Origin of the sequence: Micromonospora sp. BQ11, assembly GCF_052068135.1 — a bacterium.
In the GTDB taxonomy this organism is placed as follows: domain Bacteria; phylum Actinomycetota; class Actinomycetes; order Mycobacteriales; family Micromonosporaceae; genus Micromonospora.
On record NZ_JBQHDB010000014.1, the window covers coordinates 17,362 to 33,882 of the forward strand.

A 16,521-nucleotide genomic window follows, 5' to 3' on the forward strand; every position below is an offset into this window, starting at 1 on the left:
ACGCATTCTGCATAGGAGGGGGCCTCTGTTAACTCTGGCGGTCGAGTGCCCGGCGATGCCGGCCGGCGGTCGGGGTCGGCGCCACCGGGCGGCTCGGGGAGGCGTTCGGCCGCTCCGGCCCCTTCTTCGCGCCGGGCGGAGTGAGCCGGAACGCGGCCGGTACGCGGGCCACGCCGACCACGATCGGCGGGGCGAGCAGGTCCGCCATGTCCGCGGGAAGGTCGGGGCGTACGGCGGGCCAGCGGGAGTCGTCGACCGACCAGTACGCGGCGTCCGGGCTGTCCGTCACCTCCTCCTCGCGGATCGGGTCGTCACCGGACACACGGTGCTTGGCCATCGGGAATGCCTCCACGAAGCTGCGGGGTACGGCCCTGCGGGGTCGCTGCGGCGGACATGGAGGCCAACGAATCCTCCCGCCACCCGGTGACGGGGGCGGCGCGCGGTGGGGCGGTTGTTAAAAAGGGCCCCCTCTACAACGCGAGGCGTTAAGAGGGGGCCCTTCCTTTCACGTCAGTCGAAGATGGGGCCGAGCTCTCGGGAGCGCTTCAGCTCGTAGAAGCCCGGCGTGCCGGCCACGAGCAGGACGCCGTCCCACAGCCGACCCGCCGCCTCGCCCTTGGGGGCGGGGGTGATGACCGGGCCGAAGAACGCCACCGGAGTGCCGTCCGGGCCCGGGGCGTGGATGACCGGCGTGCCGACGTCGGTGCCGACCGGACGCATCCCGGTCTCGTGGCTGGTGCGCAGCGCCTCGTCGTAACCGGCGCTGCCGGCCGCGTCGGCCAGCGTCGGGTCCAGCCCCACCTCGGTCAGCGCGGCGGCGAACAACTCCGGCGACAGCTTCTCCTGCCCGAGGTGGATGCGGGTGCCGAGGGCGGTGTAGAGCTTCCGGACCGCGTCCGAGCCGTACCGCTGCTCGACGGCGATGCAGACGCGCACCGGGCCCCACCCGGTACGCATCAGTTCCTGGTACTGCTCGGGGAGGTCCCGGCCTTCGTTGAGCACCGACAGGCTCATCACGTGGAAACGGATCTCCACGTCCCGGACCTGTTCGACCTCCAGCAGCCAGCGAGAGGTGATCCACGCCCAGGGGCAGATCGGGTCGAACCACATGTCGACGGCGACACGCTCGCTCACGGTGAGGTCCCTTCACGACGGGTGGCGCCGGCTCTCCGGCACCTGCACCGATCTTCACCCCCACGACTGTCGAGGGGTACCGGAACGAGAGCGTGACCTCCCCCACCGCGGGGCCCCGGTGCATGGAAGACTCGGATCACACCGGTCGTCACGAGCGGTCGGGGACGGCGCCGCGGCGGCGTACGGCGAGAATGGGATGGAGACGAACAGTGCCGGGAGTGCGCAACCTGACACAGGTCGAGGCGACCGAACGGGCCCGCCTCCTCGATGTGACCGGATACGACATCAGTCTGGACCTGTCCAGCGCCGTCCAGGCGGCGGGTCGTACCTTCCGGTCGACCACCGAGGTCCGCTTCCGGTGCAGCGAGCCCGGAGCCACCACCTTCATCGAGGTGGCGGCCGACTCGGTACGGTCGGCCACGCTCAACGGCACCGCACTGGACCTCGACGACTGGTCGGCGGAGAAGGGCCTCATCCTCCCCGGTCTGGCCGGCGAGAACACGTTGGTGGTGGACGCGGACTTCGCGTACTCGAACAGCGGGCAGGGCCTGCACCGCACGGTGGACCCGGTCGACGGCGAGACGTACCTGTACAGCCAGTTCGAGACGGCCGACGCCCAGCGGGTGTTCGCCGCCTTCGACCAGCCCGACCTCAAGAGCGTCTACACCTGGCACGCCACCGTCCCGGCGCACTGGACGGTCGTCTCCAACATGCCGGTGGAGCGTGAGGAGGCGGCGGGCGAGGACCTGAAGACCGTCCACTTCGCCGAGTCCGCCCGGATGAGCACCTACATCACCGCGCTCTGCGCGGGGCCGTACCACCAGGTGCGGGACAGCCACGACGGCATCGACCTCGGCGTGTTCTGCCGGGCCTCGATGGCGCAGCACCTGGACTCCGACGACCTGTTCCTGATCACCAAGCAGGGCTTCGACTTCTTCCACGAGAAGTTCAACGTGCGCTACCCGCTGCCGAAGTACGACCAGCTCTGGGTACCGGACTTCAACGCCGGCGCGATGGAGAACTTCGGCTGCGTCACGCACGCCGAGTCGCACTACATCTTCCGCTCCCAGGTCACCGACTTCGAGTACGAGCAGCGGGCCAACACGATCCTGCACGAGATGGCGCACATGTGGTTCGGTGACCTGGTCACCATGCGCTGGTGGAACGACCTCTGGCTGAACGAGTCGTTCGCCGAGTGGGCCAGCCACTGGTGCAACACCAACGCCACCCGGTTCGCCGACGCGTGGACGACCTTCCTGTCGATCCGGAAGAACTGGGGCTACCGGCAGGACCAGCTCTCCTCCACCCACCCGGTGTACTGCGAGATGCCGGACCTGGAGGCGGTCGAGGTCAACTTCGACGGCATCACGTACGCCAAGGGCGCGAGCGTGCTCAAGCAGCTCGTCGCGTACGTGGGCGAGGAGCCGTTCCTGGCCGGGCTGCGCGCGTACTTCGGCAAACACGCCTGGGGCAACGCCACCTTCGACGACCTGCTGTCCGAGCTGGAGGCCGCCTCCGGTCGGGAGCTGCGCAAGTTCGCCGCCCAGTGGCTGGAGACCGCGCAGGTCAACACGCTGCGCCCGGAGGTGACGATCAGCGCCGACGGCACCTACGAGCGGGTCGTGGTCCGGCAGGACGCGCCGGCCGGGCACCCGACGCTGCGCACGCACCGCATCGGCGTGGGCCTGTACGACCTGACCGACGGCCGGCTGGTCCGTCGCGAGCGGCACGAGGTCGACGTGGCCGGCGAGCGGACCGAGCTGGCCGAGCTGGCCGGGGTCCGGGCGGCCGACGTGCTCCTGCTCAACGACGACGACCTCACGTACGCCAAGCTGCGCCTGGACGAGCGGTCGATGGCCACCGTGGTGCAGCACATCGCCGGTTTCGAGTCGTCGCTCGCGCGGGCGCTGTGCTGGACCGCGGCCTGGGACATGATCCGCGACGCCGAGCTGGCCGCGCGGGACTACGTGGCGCTGGTGCTGGCCGGGCTGCCCGCCGAGACCGACATCAACCTGGTCACCGCCACCCTGCGGCAGGCGACCAGCACGCTCGTCTTCTACGCCGACCCGGCCTGGGCGCCGACCGGTTGGGCGGAGCTGGCCCGCACCGCGAGGACCGCGCTGGCCGCCGCCGAGCCGGGCAGCGGCTTCCAGATCGCGTGGGCCCGCGCGTACGCCTCGGCGGCCCGCGCGCCGGAGGACCTGGCGGTCCTGCGCGGGTGGCTGAACGGTGGCGAGGTGCCGGCGGGGCTGACCGTCGACACCGAGCTGCGCTGGACGGTCCTCCAGTCGCTGGTCGCCAACGGCGCGGCCGGCACGGCCGACATCGAGGCGGAGCTGGCGACCGACCGTACGGCCAGCGGCGAGCGGGAGGCGGCGTACGCCCACGCCCTGGTGCCGACGCCGGAGAACAAGGCTGCGGTCTGGGCCCAGCTGACCGGGCCGGACGCGCTCCCGAACTGGCGGCACCGGGCGCTGCTCCAGGGCTTCGCCCACCCGGCACAGGTCGCGCTGGTCGGCCCCTACCGGGACCGGTACTTCGCCACCGTCGCCCAGGTATGGGCCAGCCGGGACAGCGAGCCGGCGCAGGAGTTCACCCAGCTGGCGTACCCGGCGTACCTGGTGGACGACGAGACGGTGGCGGCGACCGACGCGTGGCTGGCCGGCGAGGGCCACCCGGCGCCGCTGCGTCGGCTGGTCGCCGAGGGCCGCGACGGCGTCGTCCGCGCCCTCGCCGCCCGCGCGAGGGACACGCAGAGCGCCTGAGCGTCAGGACGCGGCCCGGGGCCGGTGTGGGCACGTCCCACGCCGGCCCCGCGTCGTTATGGTGGGGGCGGGAGGTGGACGTGATGGCACAGCCGACTGACGAGTGGCCTCAGCCGGGGAGGCGCTGGCGGGAGCAGGACCTCGCCGACCTGCCCGAGAACGGGAACCGGTACGAGCTCGTCGACGGGAGCCTGCACGTGACCCCACCTGCCGGGCCGGATCACCATGAGCTGGCGGACGACATCCGGATGACGCTGCGGCTGACGGCACCGCCGGGATGGCGGGTGATCCGTGAGATCGGCGTGCGGATACCCGACGGAAATCTGATCCCGGACATCACCGTCCTGAGGCCGGGGGCCCCGCGCGACCGGATGTGGTCGGAACCGGCCGACATCGCCCTCGTCGTCGAGGTCGAGTCCCCGAACAGCCGCCGGCACGACCGGTTCACCAAGCCCGCCCTCTACGCGGAGGCCGGCATCGCCGCCTACTGGCGGGTGGAACGCGGCGACTTCGGACCGGTGGTGTACCGCTACGAGCTGGCCAAGGGAGTTCACTACGACCTGATGGGCACGGCGGGACCCGATGATCCGGTGGAGATGACCGAACCATGGCCGATGCGGCTGGACCCGAGCGCCTGGCCCCGCTGAGACCCGCAGACATGCCGAAGCCCGGTCCGCGATCGCGGACCGGGCTTCGTCGTACGGGTCGGGTCAGCCCTTACCGGCGTGACTGGCGAGCTGGTCGAGGCCGTTGATGATGCCGCCGGCCAGGTCGCCGCCGCCGAAGGCCGCCACCATGGAGAGCGCGGCGAGCCGGGCGTACGTGTCGGGGATGCGCTTGCGTGCGTGCCGACCGGTGACGATCTCCAGCTGGCGCTGGTTGGGCGACACGGCGATCAGGACGGACCGGTCGGGCTCGGCGAGCTGCCGGTGCAGCCGCTCGGCGTGCTCGCGGATCGGCTCGTCGAGGCCGCCGACGAAGACCGAGAAGACGAGCCCGGTGCCCTGGTCGGCCTGACGCAGGGCCTCGTCGATGCGCAGCAGCTGACGGGTCGAGAACGGCCCGTCCAGCACGTCCGGCGGGGTGTCCGTCCCCGACTGGGGCCGCATCTCACCAACGGTCACTTGCGCCTCCGGTTCCACCGGCCGGCGCCTCGACGCTGGCCTGCTCCTGCTTGCGGCTGGTCAGCGCCGGCGCCTGCGCGCCCGCGGCCAGGGCGGTGCCGGCCGAGTCGGCCAGTTGCTCCGGCCGGCCCAGGAACCAGACCGGAGTGAAGTCGAAGGGCCGGCCCGGGCGGTAGCGCTTGGCGCCACCACCACCGCCACGGCTACCGGCGTACGCCAGGCCGGCGATCACCAGCACCGCGGCCGCCGGGATGCCGACGAAGACCAGCAACGTCTCGGTTACAGACAATCCCAACGCCCCCAGGCGGAAGAAGAGATTTTCGGCGAGCGGGCCGGGTGGACGCTCATCGCTCCGACCGCCCGATTCCGCTGCCATTCACGTTAGCGGAGCCGACGGCCCGCCAGATTGCGGGGTGGCGATCCCATCCGCCACTGGAGTGCTCCAGCTGCGCAGCGGTGGCGATCAACCTCGCGTCGTCGCCGTACCGGCCGCTCAGCAACACCCCCACGGGCAGCCCTTCAGCGGTGACACCGACCGGCAGCGACACCGACGGATCGCCCGTCACGTTGAAGATGGCACAGTACGGCGAGAAGCGCCGTTGCCGGTCGAAATCCTCCGCCGGGTCGCCACCGGAGGCGAACCAGCCGACGGGCGCCTGCGGCGCGGCCAGGGTGGGGCAGAGCAGCAGGTCGGAGTCGGCGGTACGGCGGACGCCGAGGCGTACCTGCGCCTGGAGCTCGCCCAGGGTGGCGGTGAGGGTGCCGGCGGAGATCTCCGCGCCCCGGGCCCGCAGGTACCGGGTCAGCGGCAGCAGCTCGCCCTCCCGCTCCAGCGGCACGGGAGCGAGCGCCAGCACGTACCAGACGAGCTCGAACAGCGGCCACGACGTCGGCCCGAGCGGCGACGCCACCTCGACCACCTCGTGACCGGCGGCGGTGAGCAGCGCCGCGGCCCGGTCCACGGCGGCGACGCAGTCGGGGTGCACCGGCTCGTCGGCGAGCATCGGCGTGGTGAAGCGGCCGACGCGCAGCCGGCCCGGTTCGGCGGCCCGGGCGACACCGCGCCAGCCCCCGGCGGGCTGGGCCGGCGGCAGGTACGGCTCCCCCGCCACCGGTCGGGACAGCACGTCGAGCAGCGCCGCCACGTCGGCGACGGTCCGCCCGATCGGCCCGTTGGTCGGCAGCCCGTACGCGCCGAAGCCGAGCGGCCCGCCGGAGACCAGCCCGCGGCTGGGCTTGTAGCCGACCAGCCCGCACATCGAGGCGGGGATGCGCAGCGAGCCACCGCCGTCGGAGCCCTGGGCGACGGGGACCAGCCCGGCCGCCACGGCCGCCGCCGCGCCGCCGCTGGAGCCCCCGGCGGTGTACGCGAGGTTCCACGGGTTGCGGGCCGGCGGCGCGACCAGCCCCTCCGAGTAGAGCGAGCAGCCCAGCTCGGAGGTGGTGGTCTTGCCGAGGCTGACCAGCCCGGCGTCCTTCATGAAGCGGACCACGTCGGCGTCGACCGGCGGCACGAAGTCGGCGAAGGCGGCGGAGCCGAAGGTGGTGCGTACCCCGGCGGTGAGGGTGAGGTCCTTGACCGCCGTCGGTACGCCGTGCAGCGGGCCACGGTCCTCGGGCGGCACGGTGTCGGCGGCGTCGGCCGCGGCGAGGGCCTCCGCACCGGTGACGGTGACGAACGCTCCCACCGTGTCGCCGAGCGCGGCGACCCGCTCCAGGTGGTGCGCGACCAGCTCACGGCTGGACAGCTCGCCGCGGGCGATCGCGGCGGCCTGCTCCAGCGCGGTCAGGTCGTGCGGCTCGGCCATTGCCTCATCCTGCCCGGTGCGCCGCCGCCGGCGGCGGCGACACGACCGACTACCCGGGCGGCGACGACGCCGGTTGCCGCATATCGCGATGACATGGGCCGCGCAGGATTGGCGCCGGGAGACACCGCGACGGACCATTCATAGACCGATGTAGATACTTCGGTCGGGCCCGGTCCGCCGACCATCCACCGGCACCGGAACCGCAGGCTCCGCACCCCACCGGGAGCGATCCATGTCACCCACCGCCACCGCCGTCCCCCGTCCCGGACCGGCCCGCCGCCGGACCACCACCACCGTCCGCGTGCTGCTGACCTTGATCCTGGTCGGCGCCGGCCTGATCGCCGCTCCGCCCGCCCAGGCCGCCGCCAGCCCCTACCAGCGCGGCCCCGATCCCACCGTGGCGAGCATCGAGGCGAGCCGCGGCCCGTTCGCCATCGCCCAGACCACCATCGCCGCATCCAGCGTCAGCGGCTTCCGCGGCGGCACCGTCTACTACCCCACCACCACCGCCGAGGGCACCTTCGGCGCGGTGGCGATCTCCCCCGGCTACACCGCGACCCAGTCCAGCGTGGCCTGGCTCGGCCCCCGGCTGGCCTCGCAGGGCTTCGTCGTCGTCACCATCGACACCCTCTCCCGCTACGACCAGCCGGCCAGTCGCGGCACCCAACTGCTCGCCGCCCTGGACCACCTCACCAACGCCAGTACGGTGCGGACCCGGATCGACCGGAACCGGCTCGCGGTGATGGGCCACTCGATGGGCGGCGGCGGCAGCCTCTCCGCGGCGAACACCCGGCCGACGTTGCAGGCCGCGATCCCGCTGACCGGCTGGCACACCGTCAAGAACTGGTCCGGGGTACGCGTCCCGACGCTGGTCGTGGGTGCGGAGAACGACTCCATCGCCCCGGTGACCTCGCACTCGGAGCCCTTCTACACCAGCCTGCCGTCCACCCTGGACAAGGCGTACCTCGAACTCAACGCGGCCGGCCACTCGGCGCCCACGTCGTCGAACGTGACCGTCGCCAAGTACAGCATCTCCTGGCTGAAGCGGTTCGTGGACGACGACACCCGCTACGAGCAGTTCCTCTGCCCGGCGCCACGCGGCACGGCGATCCAGGAGTACCGGGACACCTGCCCCCACTCCTGACCCCTGCGGCCAGCGGCGGACGGGCCGCACGTCCCGTGCGCCCGTCCGCCCCGGCGCGCCGGGGCCCGGTCGATCAGGACGACGTCCGGTCCTGGTCGGCCGGGTCCGTCGCGTCCCGGTCGATGCCGAGGAAGCGCAGGGCGTTCCCGCCGAGGATCCCGGCGCGCTGCGCGTCGGTGAGGAAGTCGGACCGGTGCACCACCGCGCCGACCGGGCGCTCGCCCAGCGGGTACGGGTAGTCGCTGCCGAGCAGCACCCGTTCGGCGCCCAGCGTGTCGACCAGCAGTCGCAGGGCGGCCGGCTCGAAGACCACGGAGTCCACGCAGAACCGGTCGACGTACGCGCTGGGCGGCGCGGTGGACGCGCCGCGTACCAGGTCACCCCGACGGTGCCAGGCGTTGTCGGCGCGCCCCAGCCAGAACGGGAAGCTCCCGCCGCCGTGGGCGAAGCAGATCCGCAGGTCCTCGGAGACCCGGTCGAAGACGCCGCCGAGGATGAGCGCCAGCACCGACAGGTGCGTCTCGGCCGGCATGCCGGTGAGCCAGCGGGCCATCCAGCGGTCCAGGCGGGGGCCACCGGCCATGTCCCACGGGTGCACGAAGACCGGTGCGCCGACCTGCGCGCAGTGCTGGAGGAAGGTGACCACACCCGCGTCGTCCAGGTCGCGGTCGCCGACGTGGTTGCCGATCTCCACACCCACGTGGCCCGACGCCAGGCAGCGGTCCAGCTCGGCGCAGGCGGCGTCCGGGTCCTGCAACGGCACCTGGCAGAACGGCACGAGCCGGTCGCCTCCGGCGGCGGTGACCTCCAGGGTCAGGTCGTTGAAGATCCGGGCGACCTTGACGGCCTGGTCCGCCGGTCGGTCGTAGGAGAAGAAGACCGGGGTCGGCGAGACGACCTGCACGTCCACGCCGTCGACGGTCATGTCGGCCAGCCGGGTCGGCGCGTCCCAGCACGCCGCGCCGACCGGCCGGAACTCCGTCTCCCCCACCATGATCATGGCCGCGCGCTCGGAGTCGATCCGCAGCCAGGGCCAGCCGGACCCGCCGCACGCCGCGGCGAGGTCCGGCCATCCCTTCGGTACGAGGTGCGTGTGGACGTCGACGACAGGTGGCCGCATCAGCCCTTGCCCGGGTGCAGCGCGCCACAGTTGTCGCAGGTACGGGCCTTCTCGTCGGTGTAGAACGCCTGGAACACCGGGGGCAGGTCGGCGGCGATGTCGCGGACCTGCAACTCCACCTCGTGCACCTTGTGCCCGCACTCGGGGCAGTACCACTGGAACCTCTCCAGCGTGCCCTCCTCGCGGACCCGCTCGACGACCACGCCGATCGAGCCGGCCTCCGGCCGCTGCGGCGAGTGCGGGGTGTTCCGCGGCAGCATCCACATCTGCCCCTCGCGCACGTGCACCGTACGCGGCCCCTCCGGGAGCATCAGGTTGATGTGCATGTTGCCCTTGACCTGGTAGAAGAACTCCTCGTACGGGTCGACGTGGAAGTCGGTCCGCTGGTTGGGGCCGCCCACCACCATGACGATGAAGTCGTCCCCGCCCGGGAACATCTCCTTGTTGCCCACCGGCGGCTTCAGCAGGTGCTGGTTCTCGGCGATCCAACCGGGGAAGCTGAACGGCTCCGCGATCTCACTCACGACTGACCTCCTTGAGGGGGGAGCAGGGCGACGGCCTGCATCTCGATCAGCAGGTGCGGATGGGGTAGCTGGTGCACCGCGACGGTCGTCCGGGTGGGGCCGGTCGCGTCGAAGAACTCCGCCCACACCTCGTTGTAGCCGCCGAAGTCGTTCATGTTCACCAGGTAGGTGGTGACCTGGACGAGGTCGGCGAGGTCGGCGCCGACCGACCGCAGCAGGTCGCGGACGTTCCCGATCACCGCCCGGGTCTGTTCCCGGATGTCCAGGTTCGTCGTGCCGAACTCGTCGACCTCGACACCGGCGAAGGTGTTGTCCGGCCGCCGGGACGACGTACCGGAGACGAAGACGAAACCGCCCGCGACCTTGACGTGCGGAAAGGCACCGCGCGGGACGGCCTTGCCGGCCACCACCCGGGCGGTCACCGGCCCGCCGCCTTCAACGACGCCGTGCCGAGCTTCTCCACCACGGCCCGGACGTGGGCGCCGGGGCGCAGGGGCACGGCGGCCGTGGCGGCACCGGCCAGGAAGACCCAACCCTCCGCCAGGCGTACGCCGTGCCGCCCGGCCAACCGGATCCCCTCGTCGAGGGCCCGGCGCGGGTCACCGAGGATCGCCGCCGTCGAGCCGACCTGGGCGACCCGCCCGTCGATCTCCAGCAGCACGCCGAGGTTGTCCAGCCCGTCCGGCACCGGTCGCCACGGCCCCACCACGAACGCGGCGGCCGACGTGTTGTCCGCGACGACGTCGGGCAGCGAGAAGGTGAAGTTGGCGTACCGGGAGTCGATCAGCTCGATCGCCGGCGCCACCGCGCGCACCGCGTCGGTGAAGGAGCCCAGCGGCTCGCCCGGCTCGGGGAGGCGGTCCAGCAGGAACGCGACCTCCGGCTCGACCCGGGGATGGATGAAGGCGGCGACGTCGACCGTGCCGCCGTCGGGCACCCGCATCGCGTCGGTGAGCCGCCCCCAGATGACCTCGTCGACGCCGACCTGGGCCATCTTGGCCCTGCTGGTCAGGCCCATCTTCAGCCCGACGATCCGCTCACCCCGGGCCAGGCGGCGCTGCACCAGGGCGGTCTGCACCGCGTACGCGGCGTCGACGTCCAGGCCCGTCTCGGCGGCCAGCTGCGGAATGGCGGTGGCGGTGTCGGCGGCCGCGCCCAGCCGCTCGGCGATGCCGGTGGTGTCCAGGCCGGTCACGCTGCCTCCTCCTGCTCGGTGCGACGACCCGCGAGGTCCAGCGCCACGTCCACGATCATGTCCTCCTGGCCGCCGACCATCCGGCGCCGGCCCAGCTCGACGAGGATCGAGCGGACGTCCACGCCGTACTTCGCGGAGGCACGCTCGGCGTGCCGCAGGAAGCTGGAGTAGACGCCCGCGTACCCGAGGGAGAGCGTCTCCCGGTCGACCTGGACCGGCCGGTCCTGCAACGGGCGGACCACGTCGTCGGCGGCGTCCATCAGCGCGAACACGTCGCAGCCGTGCTTCCAGCCGTGCAGCTCGGCGACCGCGACGAACACCTCCAGCGGCGCGTTGCCGGCGCCCGCGCCCATCCCGGCCAGCGACGCGTCCACCCGCACGGTCCGGCCGTGCGCGGCGTCCGCACCGGCCGGGGCGGAGCCGAGGATCCGCCCGTGCTCGACCGCGACCACGCTGTTGGCCACGCCCAGGGACAGGTTGTGGTGCGCGTGGATGCCGATCTGCGTCTCCGGCTCCAGCACCTGCCGGTACGCGTCGACCCGCTGGGCGACGTCGGACATCAGCAGCCGGCCGCCGGAGTCGGTGACGTAGACGCAGTGCGCGCCGTACGACTCCATCAGCTTCGCCTGTGCGGCCAGCGCGGCCGGGTCGGCCATGTGCGACATCATCAGGAACCCCGAGACGTCCATGCCGTTCTCGCGGGCCCACGAGATGTGCTGGGCGGAGATGTCCGCCTCGGTGCAGTGGGTGGCGATCCGGACGCTGGCCACCCCGAGCGCCTTCGCCGCTTTCAGGTCGGCGATGGTGCCGATGCCGGGCAGCAGCAGGGTGGTCAGCTTCGCGGTGGTGAGCACCTCGGCGGCGGCGGAGATCCAGTCCGCGTCGCTCGCCGCGCCGTGGCCGTAGTTGACGCTGGAACCGGCGAGCCCGTCGCCGTGCGCCACCTCGATCGCGGCCACCCCGGCCGCGTCCAGCGCCGCCGCGATCGTCCGCACCTGGTCCACCGTGTAGCGGTGGGCGATGGCGTGCATGCCGTCGCGCAGGGTCACGTCCTGGATGTACAGGTCCGTCATGCAGTCACCGTCCGGCGAAGGGCGACCAGGCGCTCCGCGGTGCGCAGCGCGGCCGAGGTCATGATGTCCAGGTTCCCGGCGTACGCGGGCAGGTAGTGGCCCGCGCCGGAGACCTCCAGGAAGACCGACACCTGGAGCCCGGTGAGGTGCCGCCCGAGCGACGGCACGTAGCTGTCGACGCGGTCGAACTGCACGTCCTGCTTGAGCCGGTAGCCCGGGACGTACTCCTGCACGGTCGCCACCATGTCGGCCACCGACGCGGAGACGGCGGCGCGGTCGGCGTCGGCGTCCGGGCAGAGGCAGTAGACGGTGTCCCGCATGAGCAGCGGCGGCTCGGCCGGGTTCAGCACGATGATCGCCTTGCCGCGCTCGGCCCCGCCGACCACCTCGATCGCCCGCGCGGTGGTCTCGGTGAACTCGTCGATGTTGGCCCGGGTGCCCGGCCCCGCCGACCGCGAGGCGATCGAGGCGACGATCTCCCCGTACGCGACCGGGGTGACCCGGCCGACGGCGGCGACGATCGGCACGGTCGCCTGGCCACCGCAGGTCACCATGTTGACGTTCGTCTCGTGCAGGTGCTCGTCGAGGTTGACCGGCGGCACCACGTACGGGCCGATGGCCGCCGGGGTCAGGTCGACGACCGTACGGCCGTGCGCGCGCAGCACCGCGTCGTTGTGCCGGTGCGCCCCGGCCGAGGTGGCGTCGAAGACCAGGTCGACGTCGGCGAACTCGCGCAGCGCGACGAGCCCGTCCACGCCCTCGGCGGTGGTGGCCACGCCCAGCCGCCGGGCCCGTGCCAGCCCGTCGGAGTCCGGGTCGATGCCGGCCATCGCCACCATGCGCAGGCTGCCACTGAGCCGCAACACCTTGATCATGAGGTCGGTCCCGATGTTGCCGGACCCGATCACCGCCACACCCGTGCTCACTGGTCCCCACCCTTCGAGAAACACGTCCGGACCGAGCCGAGGCCGGAGATCCGGGCCTCGTACGCCGCGCCCGGGGTCACCGGCACCATCGGGCCGAGCGCCCCGGAGAGCACCACGTCGCCGGCCCGCAGCGGGTCGCCGGAGCGGGCCATCGTGCCGGCCAGCCACTCCAGCGCGTGCAGCGGGTTGCCGAGGCACGCCGCGCCGGCACCGACCGAGACCGGCTCCCCGGCGTGCTCCAGGACCATCCCGCACAGGCGCAGGTCCACGTCGGCGAGCCGGCGCGGGGTGGTGCCGAGGACGAACAGGCCGCTGGAGGCGTTGTCGGCGACGGTGTCCACGATGGAGATGTCCCAGCCGGCGATGCGCGAGTCGACGATCTCGATGGCCGGCAGCACGTGGTCGACGGCCCGCAGCAGGTCGGCGGTGGTGATCCGCCCGTCGGGCAGGTCGGTGCCGAGGACGAAGGCCACCTCCGCCTCGACACGGGGCTGGAGCAGGCCGTCCATCGCCACCTCGGCACCGTCCGGCACGGCCATGGCGTCGGTCAGTACGCCGAAGTCGGGCTGGTGGACGCCGAGGCTCTCCTGCACGACGGGATTGGTCAACCCGATCTTCGCGCCGACCCGCCGGTGGCCGTGCCGCAGCCACTCGCGGGCCTGCGCCTGCTGCACGAGGTACGCCGAGGCGACGTCCCCCTCGGTCAGCAGCCGGCCGCGCAGGGGCGGGCAGGGCTTGCCGCCCTCCCGGGCCTCGGTCAGCTCCCGGGCGGCGGCTTCCAGATCAGGGGTCATGTCAGGTCCACGCAGACGTTGGTGAGTTCGGAGTAGAAGCCCAGCGAGTGCACGCCGCCCTCGCGGCCGATGCCGGAGGCCTTCACGCCGCCGAACGGGGTGCGCAGGTCACGCAGGTACCAGGTGTTCACCCAGACGATGCCGGCGTCCAGCCGGGCGCCGGCCCGGTGCGCCCGGCCCACGTCCCGCGTCCAGACCGTGGCCGCCAGGCCGTACTCGGTGCCGTTGGCCAGGGCGTACGCCTCCTCCTCGTCGTCGAAGGGCGCGACGTGCACGACCGGGCCGAAGATCTCCTCGGTGTTGGTCCGGGCGTCCGGGCCGAGCCCGGTGAGCACCGTCGGCTGCACGTACGCCCCGCCGTCGCGGGCGTCGCCGAAGCGCGGCGTCCCGCCCCCGGTCAGCACGTCGGCGCCCTCGGCGCGGGCCAGGTCGTAGTGGCCGAGCACCTTCTCCCGATGCTGGTGCGAGATCAGCGGCATGTTCGCGGTCGCCTCGTCGGCCGGCCACCCGTACGCCAGCTCGGCGGCCCGCTTCGCCAGGCGTGCGGTGAACTCCTCGTAGACCGGACGCTGCACGTAGATCCGCTCGGTGCACAGGCAGACCTGCCCACCGTTGGTGAAGCTGGACCGCACCGACCCGGCGACCGCCGCGTCCAGGTCGGCGTCGGCGAAGACCAGCCCGGCGTTCTTGCCGCCCAGCTCGAAGCTCACCGCCTTCACCCCGTCGGCCGCCGCGCGCATGATCGCCCCGCCGGTGGCCGACTCGCCGGTGAACGTGATCGCGTCGACGCCCGGGTGCCGGGTGAGGAACTCCCCGGCCGAGTCCGGCCCGAAGCCGTGCACCAGGTTGAACACACCGGCCGGCACGCCGGCCGCCGCCATCACCTCGGCGAGCAGCGTCGCCGAGGCGGGCGTCTCCTCGCTCGGCTTCACCACGACCGCGTTGCCGCAGGCCAGCGCCGGGGCGACCTTCCAGGTGAGCAGGAGCAGCGGCAGGTTCCACGGCACGATGACGGCGACCACGCCGACCGGCTTGCGGACGGCGTAGTTGAGGGCCCGGCCACCGGTCGGGGTGACCGTGGTGAACGACTCGGTGGGCGCGGTCGCCACGATCTCGGCGAAGGCCCGGAAGTTCGCCGCGCCGCGCGGAACGTCGAGCGTCCGGGCCTGCGAGATGGCCTTGCCGGTGTCGGCGACCTCGGCGGTGACCAGGTCGTCGAAGCGGCGTTCCAGCTCGTCGGCGACCCGGCGCAGCACCTCCGCCCGCTCCCGCTCCCCCATCCGGCCCCACGGGCCGCGCAGCGCCGCGCGGGCCGCCGCGACCGCGTCGTCCACCGTGGAGCTGGCGGCCTCGGCGACCTCGAAGACCGGCTCGCCGGTCACCGGGCTGCGCTTGGTGAACCGGCGTCCCGCCTCGACGAACTCGCCGCCCACGAAGTTGCGCAGCAGACCCGGCCCGTCGGGTGCCCGCCCGGCCATCAACCGGGGATCCCAGGCGGTCATCGGCGCCTCCCTCGTTGCACGCCGGCGGCCGAACCGCCGGACGTCCGACTCGTCAGGGCCCCGATCGCACCGGCCACCAGCAGCGCCGCGCCGGCGGCGACGGCACCGAGCACGCGGTGCTGCCGGCGGACCCGGCGGCGCACCTCGGCGTACGGGGTGGTGGAGAAGGACACCAGCTCGTATTGGGAAACGTACCGGCCGGGAAGGGCCCGTTCCAGCGCGTGTTCCACCCGGCGGCCCAGCTGGAACAGCGGCGAGGCGACCTTGTCCCGCATCTCCACGAAGTTGGTCAGCGCCATCCGCGCGATGGCCTCGGCGTTGACCTGCCGGCGGTGCTGGAACAGCGGCAGCGCCGCCGCCCAGTCGTCGGCGCATTCGTCCAGGCACCGGTCCAGCTCGACCACGTCCTCGAACGCGGCGTTCGCACCCTGGCCGTAGAACGGCACGATGGCGTGGGCGGCGTCGCCGAGCAGGCCGATCCTCCCGTTCACCTGCCAAGGGTCGCAGTGGACGGTGCCGAGCAGGCCCACCGGGTTGTGCTGGTAGTCGTCCACGAGGTTCGGGGCCAGCGGCGGCAGGTCCGGGTAGTGCGTGGCGAAGTGCCGCTCGATCGCCGCCGGGCTGCCGAGCGAGGCGAAACTCGCGGTGCCGTGGGTGGGCCAGAACAGCGTGCAGGTGAACGAGCGGTCCGGGTTGGGCAGGGCGATCATCATCGAGGTGCCACGCGGCCAGATGTGCAGGGCCTCCGGGTCCAGGGCGAAGTCCCCGTCCACCGGCGGGATCGTCAGCTCCTTGTAGCCGTAGTCGAGGAAGTCCAGGCTCTCGGTCAGCAGCCCGTGCCGCAGCAGTTGTCCCCGCACCGCCGAGCCGGCACCGTCGGTGCCCAGGACGACCGATGCGGTGGCGGCGACGCTGCCGTGCGGGGTCTCGAAGGTCATGTCGCCGCTGGCGGGGTCGAGCCCGACCAGCCGGTGGTCGAAGGCGACTCGCACGCCGGGCAGGGCGGTGGCGGCGTCCAGCAGCGCGTTGTTGAGCGCGCCCCGGCTGATCGAGTTGATCGCCCGGTCCCCGGAGACGCTGTACGACTGGAAGTGCGACCCTCCGGAGACCGGGTGGATCATCCGGCCGCGCATCGGCAGCGCGTCCGCCATCACCTGCTTGTCCAGCTCGATCCGGCGCAGCGCGTCGAGCCCCCGCTCGGACAGCGCCAGGTTGATCGAACGCCCCCGCTCGACGGTGCCGGTGCGGGGATCGGGCCGCCGCTCGTAGATCGCCACCGGGTAGCCCCGCCGGGCCAGGAAGCAGGCCAGCAGGCAGCCCGCCAGCCCGGCACCGACCACCGCGATCTCGTCCCGCTGCCCGGTCACCGGGCTGTCTTTCGTTCGCGACTGCGGGGCTCGCAGGCCCGGCTC

General features: G+C 72.8%; 17 protein-coding genes. 3 read left to right on the forward strand and 14 right to left on the reverse strand.

Features of this window, described 5'->3' with window-relative positions; genetic code table 11:
• Positions 1-28: 28 nt before the first annotated feature.
• Both ACTMSW_RS25105 and ACTMSW_RS25110 read right to left on the reverse strand, forming a co-directional pair.
• Positions 29-337: a hypothetical protein gene (locus ACTMSW_RS25105; protein ID WP_441183142.1), complete on the reverse strand. Its 309-nt coding sequence runs from the start codon at positions 335-337 to the stop codon at positions 29-31.
• A gap of 173 nt (positions 338-510) precedes the next feature.
• Complete coding sequence (locus tag ACTMSW_RS25110; RefSeq protein WP_441183143.1) at positions 511-1,134, reverse strand: mycothiol-dependent nitroreductase Rv2466c family protein; 624 nt, start codon at positions 1,132-1,134, stop codon at positions 511-513.
• Between the two features lie 218 nt (positions 1,135-1,352).
• Here ACTMSW_RS25110 and pepN point away from each other — a divergent pair, with 218 nt between their 5' ends.
• Together pepN and ACTMSW_RS25120 are read left to right on the forward strand one after the other, a co-directional pair.
• Entirely contained in the window at positions 1,353-3,899 is a 2,547-nt protein-coding gene (gene pepN / locus ACTMSW_RS25115) for an aminopeptidase N (protein WP_441183144.1), read from the forward strand.
• Between the two features lie 83 nt (positions 3,900-3,982).
• Positions 3,983-4,546, forward strand: a complete 564-nt coding sequence (locus tag ACTMSW_RS25120) for a Uma2 family endonuclease (RefSeq protein ID WP_441183145.1) — start codon at positions 3,983-3,985, stop codon at positions 4,544-4,546.
• A 63-nt stretch (positions 4,547-4,609) separates the two neighbouring features.
• Here ACTMSW_RS25120 and ACTMSW_RS25125 read toward each other — a convergent pair whose 3' ends face one another.
• Genes ACTMSW_RS25125 through ACTMSW_RS25135 form a run of 3 tightly spaced genes read right to left on the reverse strand, consistent with a single transcriptional unit; the run spans position 4,610 to position 6,831 of the window.
• Complete coding sequence (locus tag ACTMSW_RS25125) at positions 4,610-5,023, reverse strand: DUF5130 family protein (protein WP_441183146.1); 414 nt, start codon at positions 5,021-5,023, stop codon at positions 4,610-4,612.
• Positions 5,010-5,312, reverse strand: a complete 303-nt coding sequence (ctaJ, locus tag ACTMSW_RS25130) for an aa3-type cytochrome oxidase subunit CtaJ (RefSeq protein WP_441183147.1) — start codon at positions 5,310-5,312, stop codon at positions 5,010-5,012. The genes ACTMSW_RS25125 and ctaJ overlap by 14 nt, the downstream gene beginning before the upstream one ends.
• Positions 5,313-5,367: 55 nt before the next feature.
• The gene (locus ACTMSW_RS25135; protein WP_441183148.1) at positions 5,368-6,831 is read right to left on the reverse strand and encodes an amidase; all 1,464 of its coding nucleotides are present in this window, start codon (positions 6,829-6,831) and stop codon (positions 5,368-5,370) included.
• A gap of 232 nt (positions 6,832-7,063) precedes the next feature.
• Between ACTMSW_RS25135 and bdeA the strand changes: the two genes are divergently transcribed.
• Entirely contained in the window at positions 7,064-7,975 is a 912-nt protein-coding gene (gene bdeA, locus ACTMSW_RS25140) for a bis(hydroxyethyl) terephthalate hydrolase (protein WP_441183149.1), read from the forward strand.
• A 73-nt stretch (positions 7,976-8,048) separates the two neighbouring features.
• Here bdeA and ACTMSW_RS25145 read toward each other — a convergent pair whose 3' ends face one another.
• The 9 genes from ACTMSW_RS25145 to ACTMSW_RS25185 are packed head-to-tail and all read right to left on the reverse strand — an operon-like array spanning position 8,049 to position 16,476.
• Entirely contained in the window at positions 8,049-9,095 is a 1,047-nt protein-coding gene (locus tag ACTMSW_RS25145) for an amidohydrolase family protein (protein ID WP_441183150.1), read from the reverse strand.
• Positions 9,095-9,619 (reverse strand): 3-hydroxyanthranilate 3,4-dioxygenase, encoded by a 525-nt coding sequence (locus ACTMSW_RS25150; protein WP_441183151.1) that lies wholly within the window; start codon positions 9,617-9,619, stop codon positions 9,095-9,097. Before ACTMSW_RS25150 ends, ACTMSW_RS25145 begins: the two co-directional genes overlap by 1 nt.
• Complete coding sequence (locus ACTMSW_RS25155; protein ID WP_441183152.1) at positions 9,616-10,041, reverse strand: RidA family protein; 426 nt, start codon at positions 10,039-10,041, stop codon at positions 9,616-9,618. The genes ACTMSW_RS25150 and ACTMSW_RS25155 overlap by 4 nt, the downstream gene beginning before the upstream one ends.
• Positions 10,038-10,814, reverse strand: a complete 777-nt coding sequence (locus ACTMSW_RS25160) for a 2-keto-4-pentenoate hydratase (protein WP_441183153.1) — start codon at positions 10,812-10,814, stop codon at positions 10,038-10,040. The genes ACTMSW_RS25155 and ACTMSW_RS25160 overlap by 4 nt, the downstream gene beginning before the upstream one ends.
• Positions 10,811-11,887, reverse strand: a complete 1,077-nt coding sequence (gene dmpG / locus ACTMSW_RS25165; protein WP_441183154.1) for a 4-hydroxy-2-oxovalerate aldolase — start codon at positions 11,885-11,887, stop codon at positions 10,811-10,813. The genes ACTMSW_RS25160 and dmpG overlap by 4 nt, the downstream gene beginning before the upstream one ends.
• Positions 11,884-12,813 (reverse strand): acetaldehyde dehydrogenase (acetylating), encoded by a 930-nt coding sequence (locus tag ACTMSW_RS25170; protein ID WP_441183155.1) that lies wholly within the window; start codon positions 12,811-12,813, stop codon positions 11,884-11,886. Before ACTMSW_RS25170 ends, dmpG begins: the two co-directional genes overlap by 4 nt.
• The gene (locus ACTMSW_RS25175; protein ID WP_441183156.1) at positions 12,810-13,607 is read right to left on the reverse strand and encodes a 2-keto-4-pentenoate hydratase; all 798 of its coding nucleotides are present in this window, start codon (positions 13,605-13,607) and stop codon (positions 12,810-12,812) included. The genes ACTMSW_RS25170 and ACTMSW_RS25175 overlap by 4 nt, the downstream gene beginning before the upstream one ends.
• Positions 13,604-15,085: a 2-hydroxymuconic semialdehyde dehydrogenase gene (locus ACTMSW_RS25180; protein ID WP_441183280.1), complete on the reverse strand. Its 1,482-nt coding sequence runs from the start codon at positions 15,083-15,085 to the stop codon at positions 13,604-13,606. The genes ACTMSW_RS25175 and ACTMSW_RS25180 overlap by 4 nt, the downstream gene beginning before the upstream one ends.
• Positions 15,086-15,105: 20 nt before the next feature.
• The gene (locus ACTMSW_RS25185) at positions 15,106-16,476 is read right to left on the reverse strand and encodes an FAD-dependent oxidoreductase (RefSeq protein WP_441183157.1); all 1,371 of its coding nucleotides are present in this window, start codon (positions 16,474-16,476) and stop codon (positions 15,106-15,108) included.
• Positions 16,477-16,521: the final 45 nt, after the last annotated feature.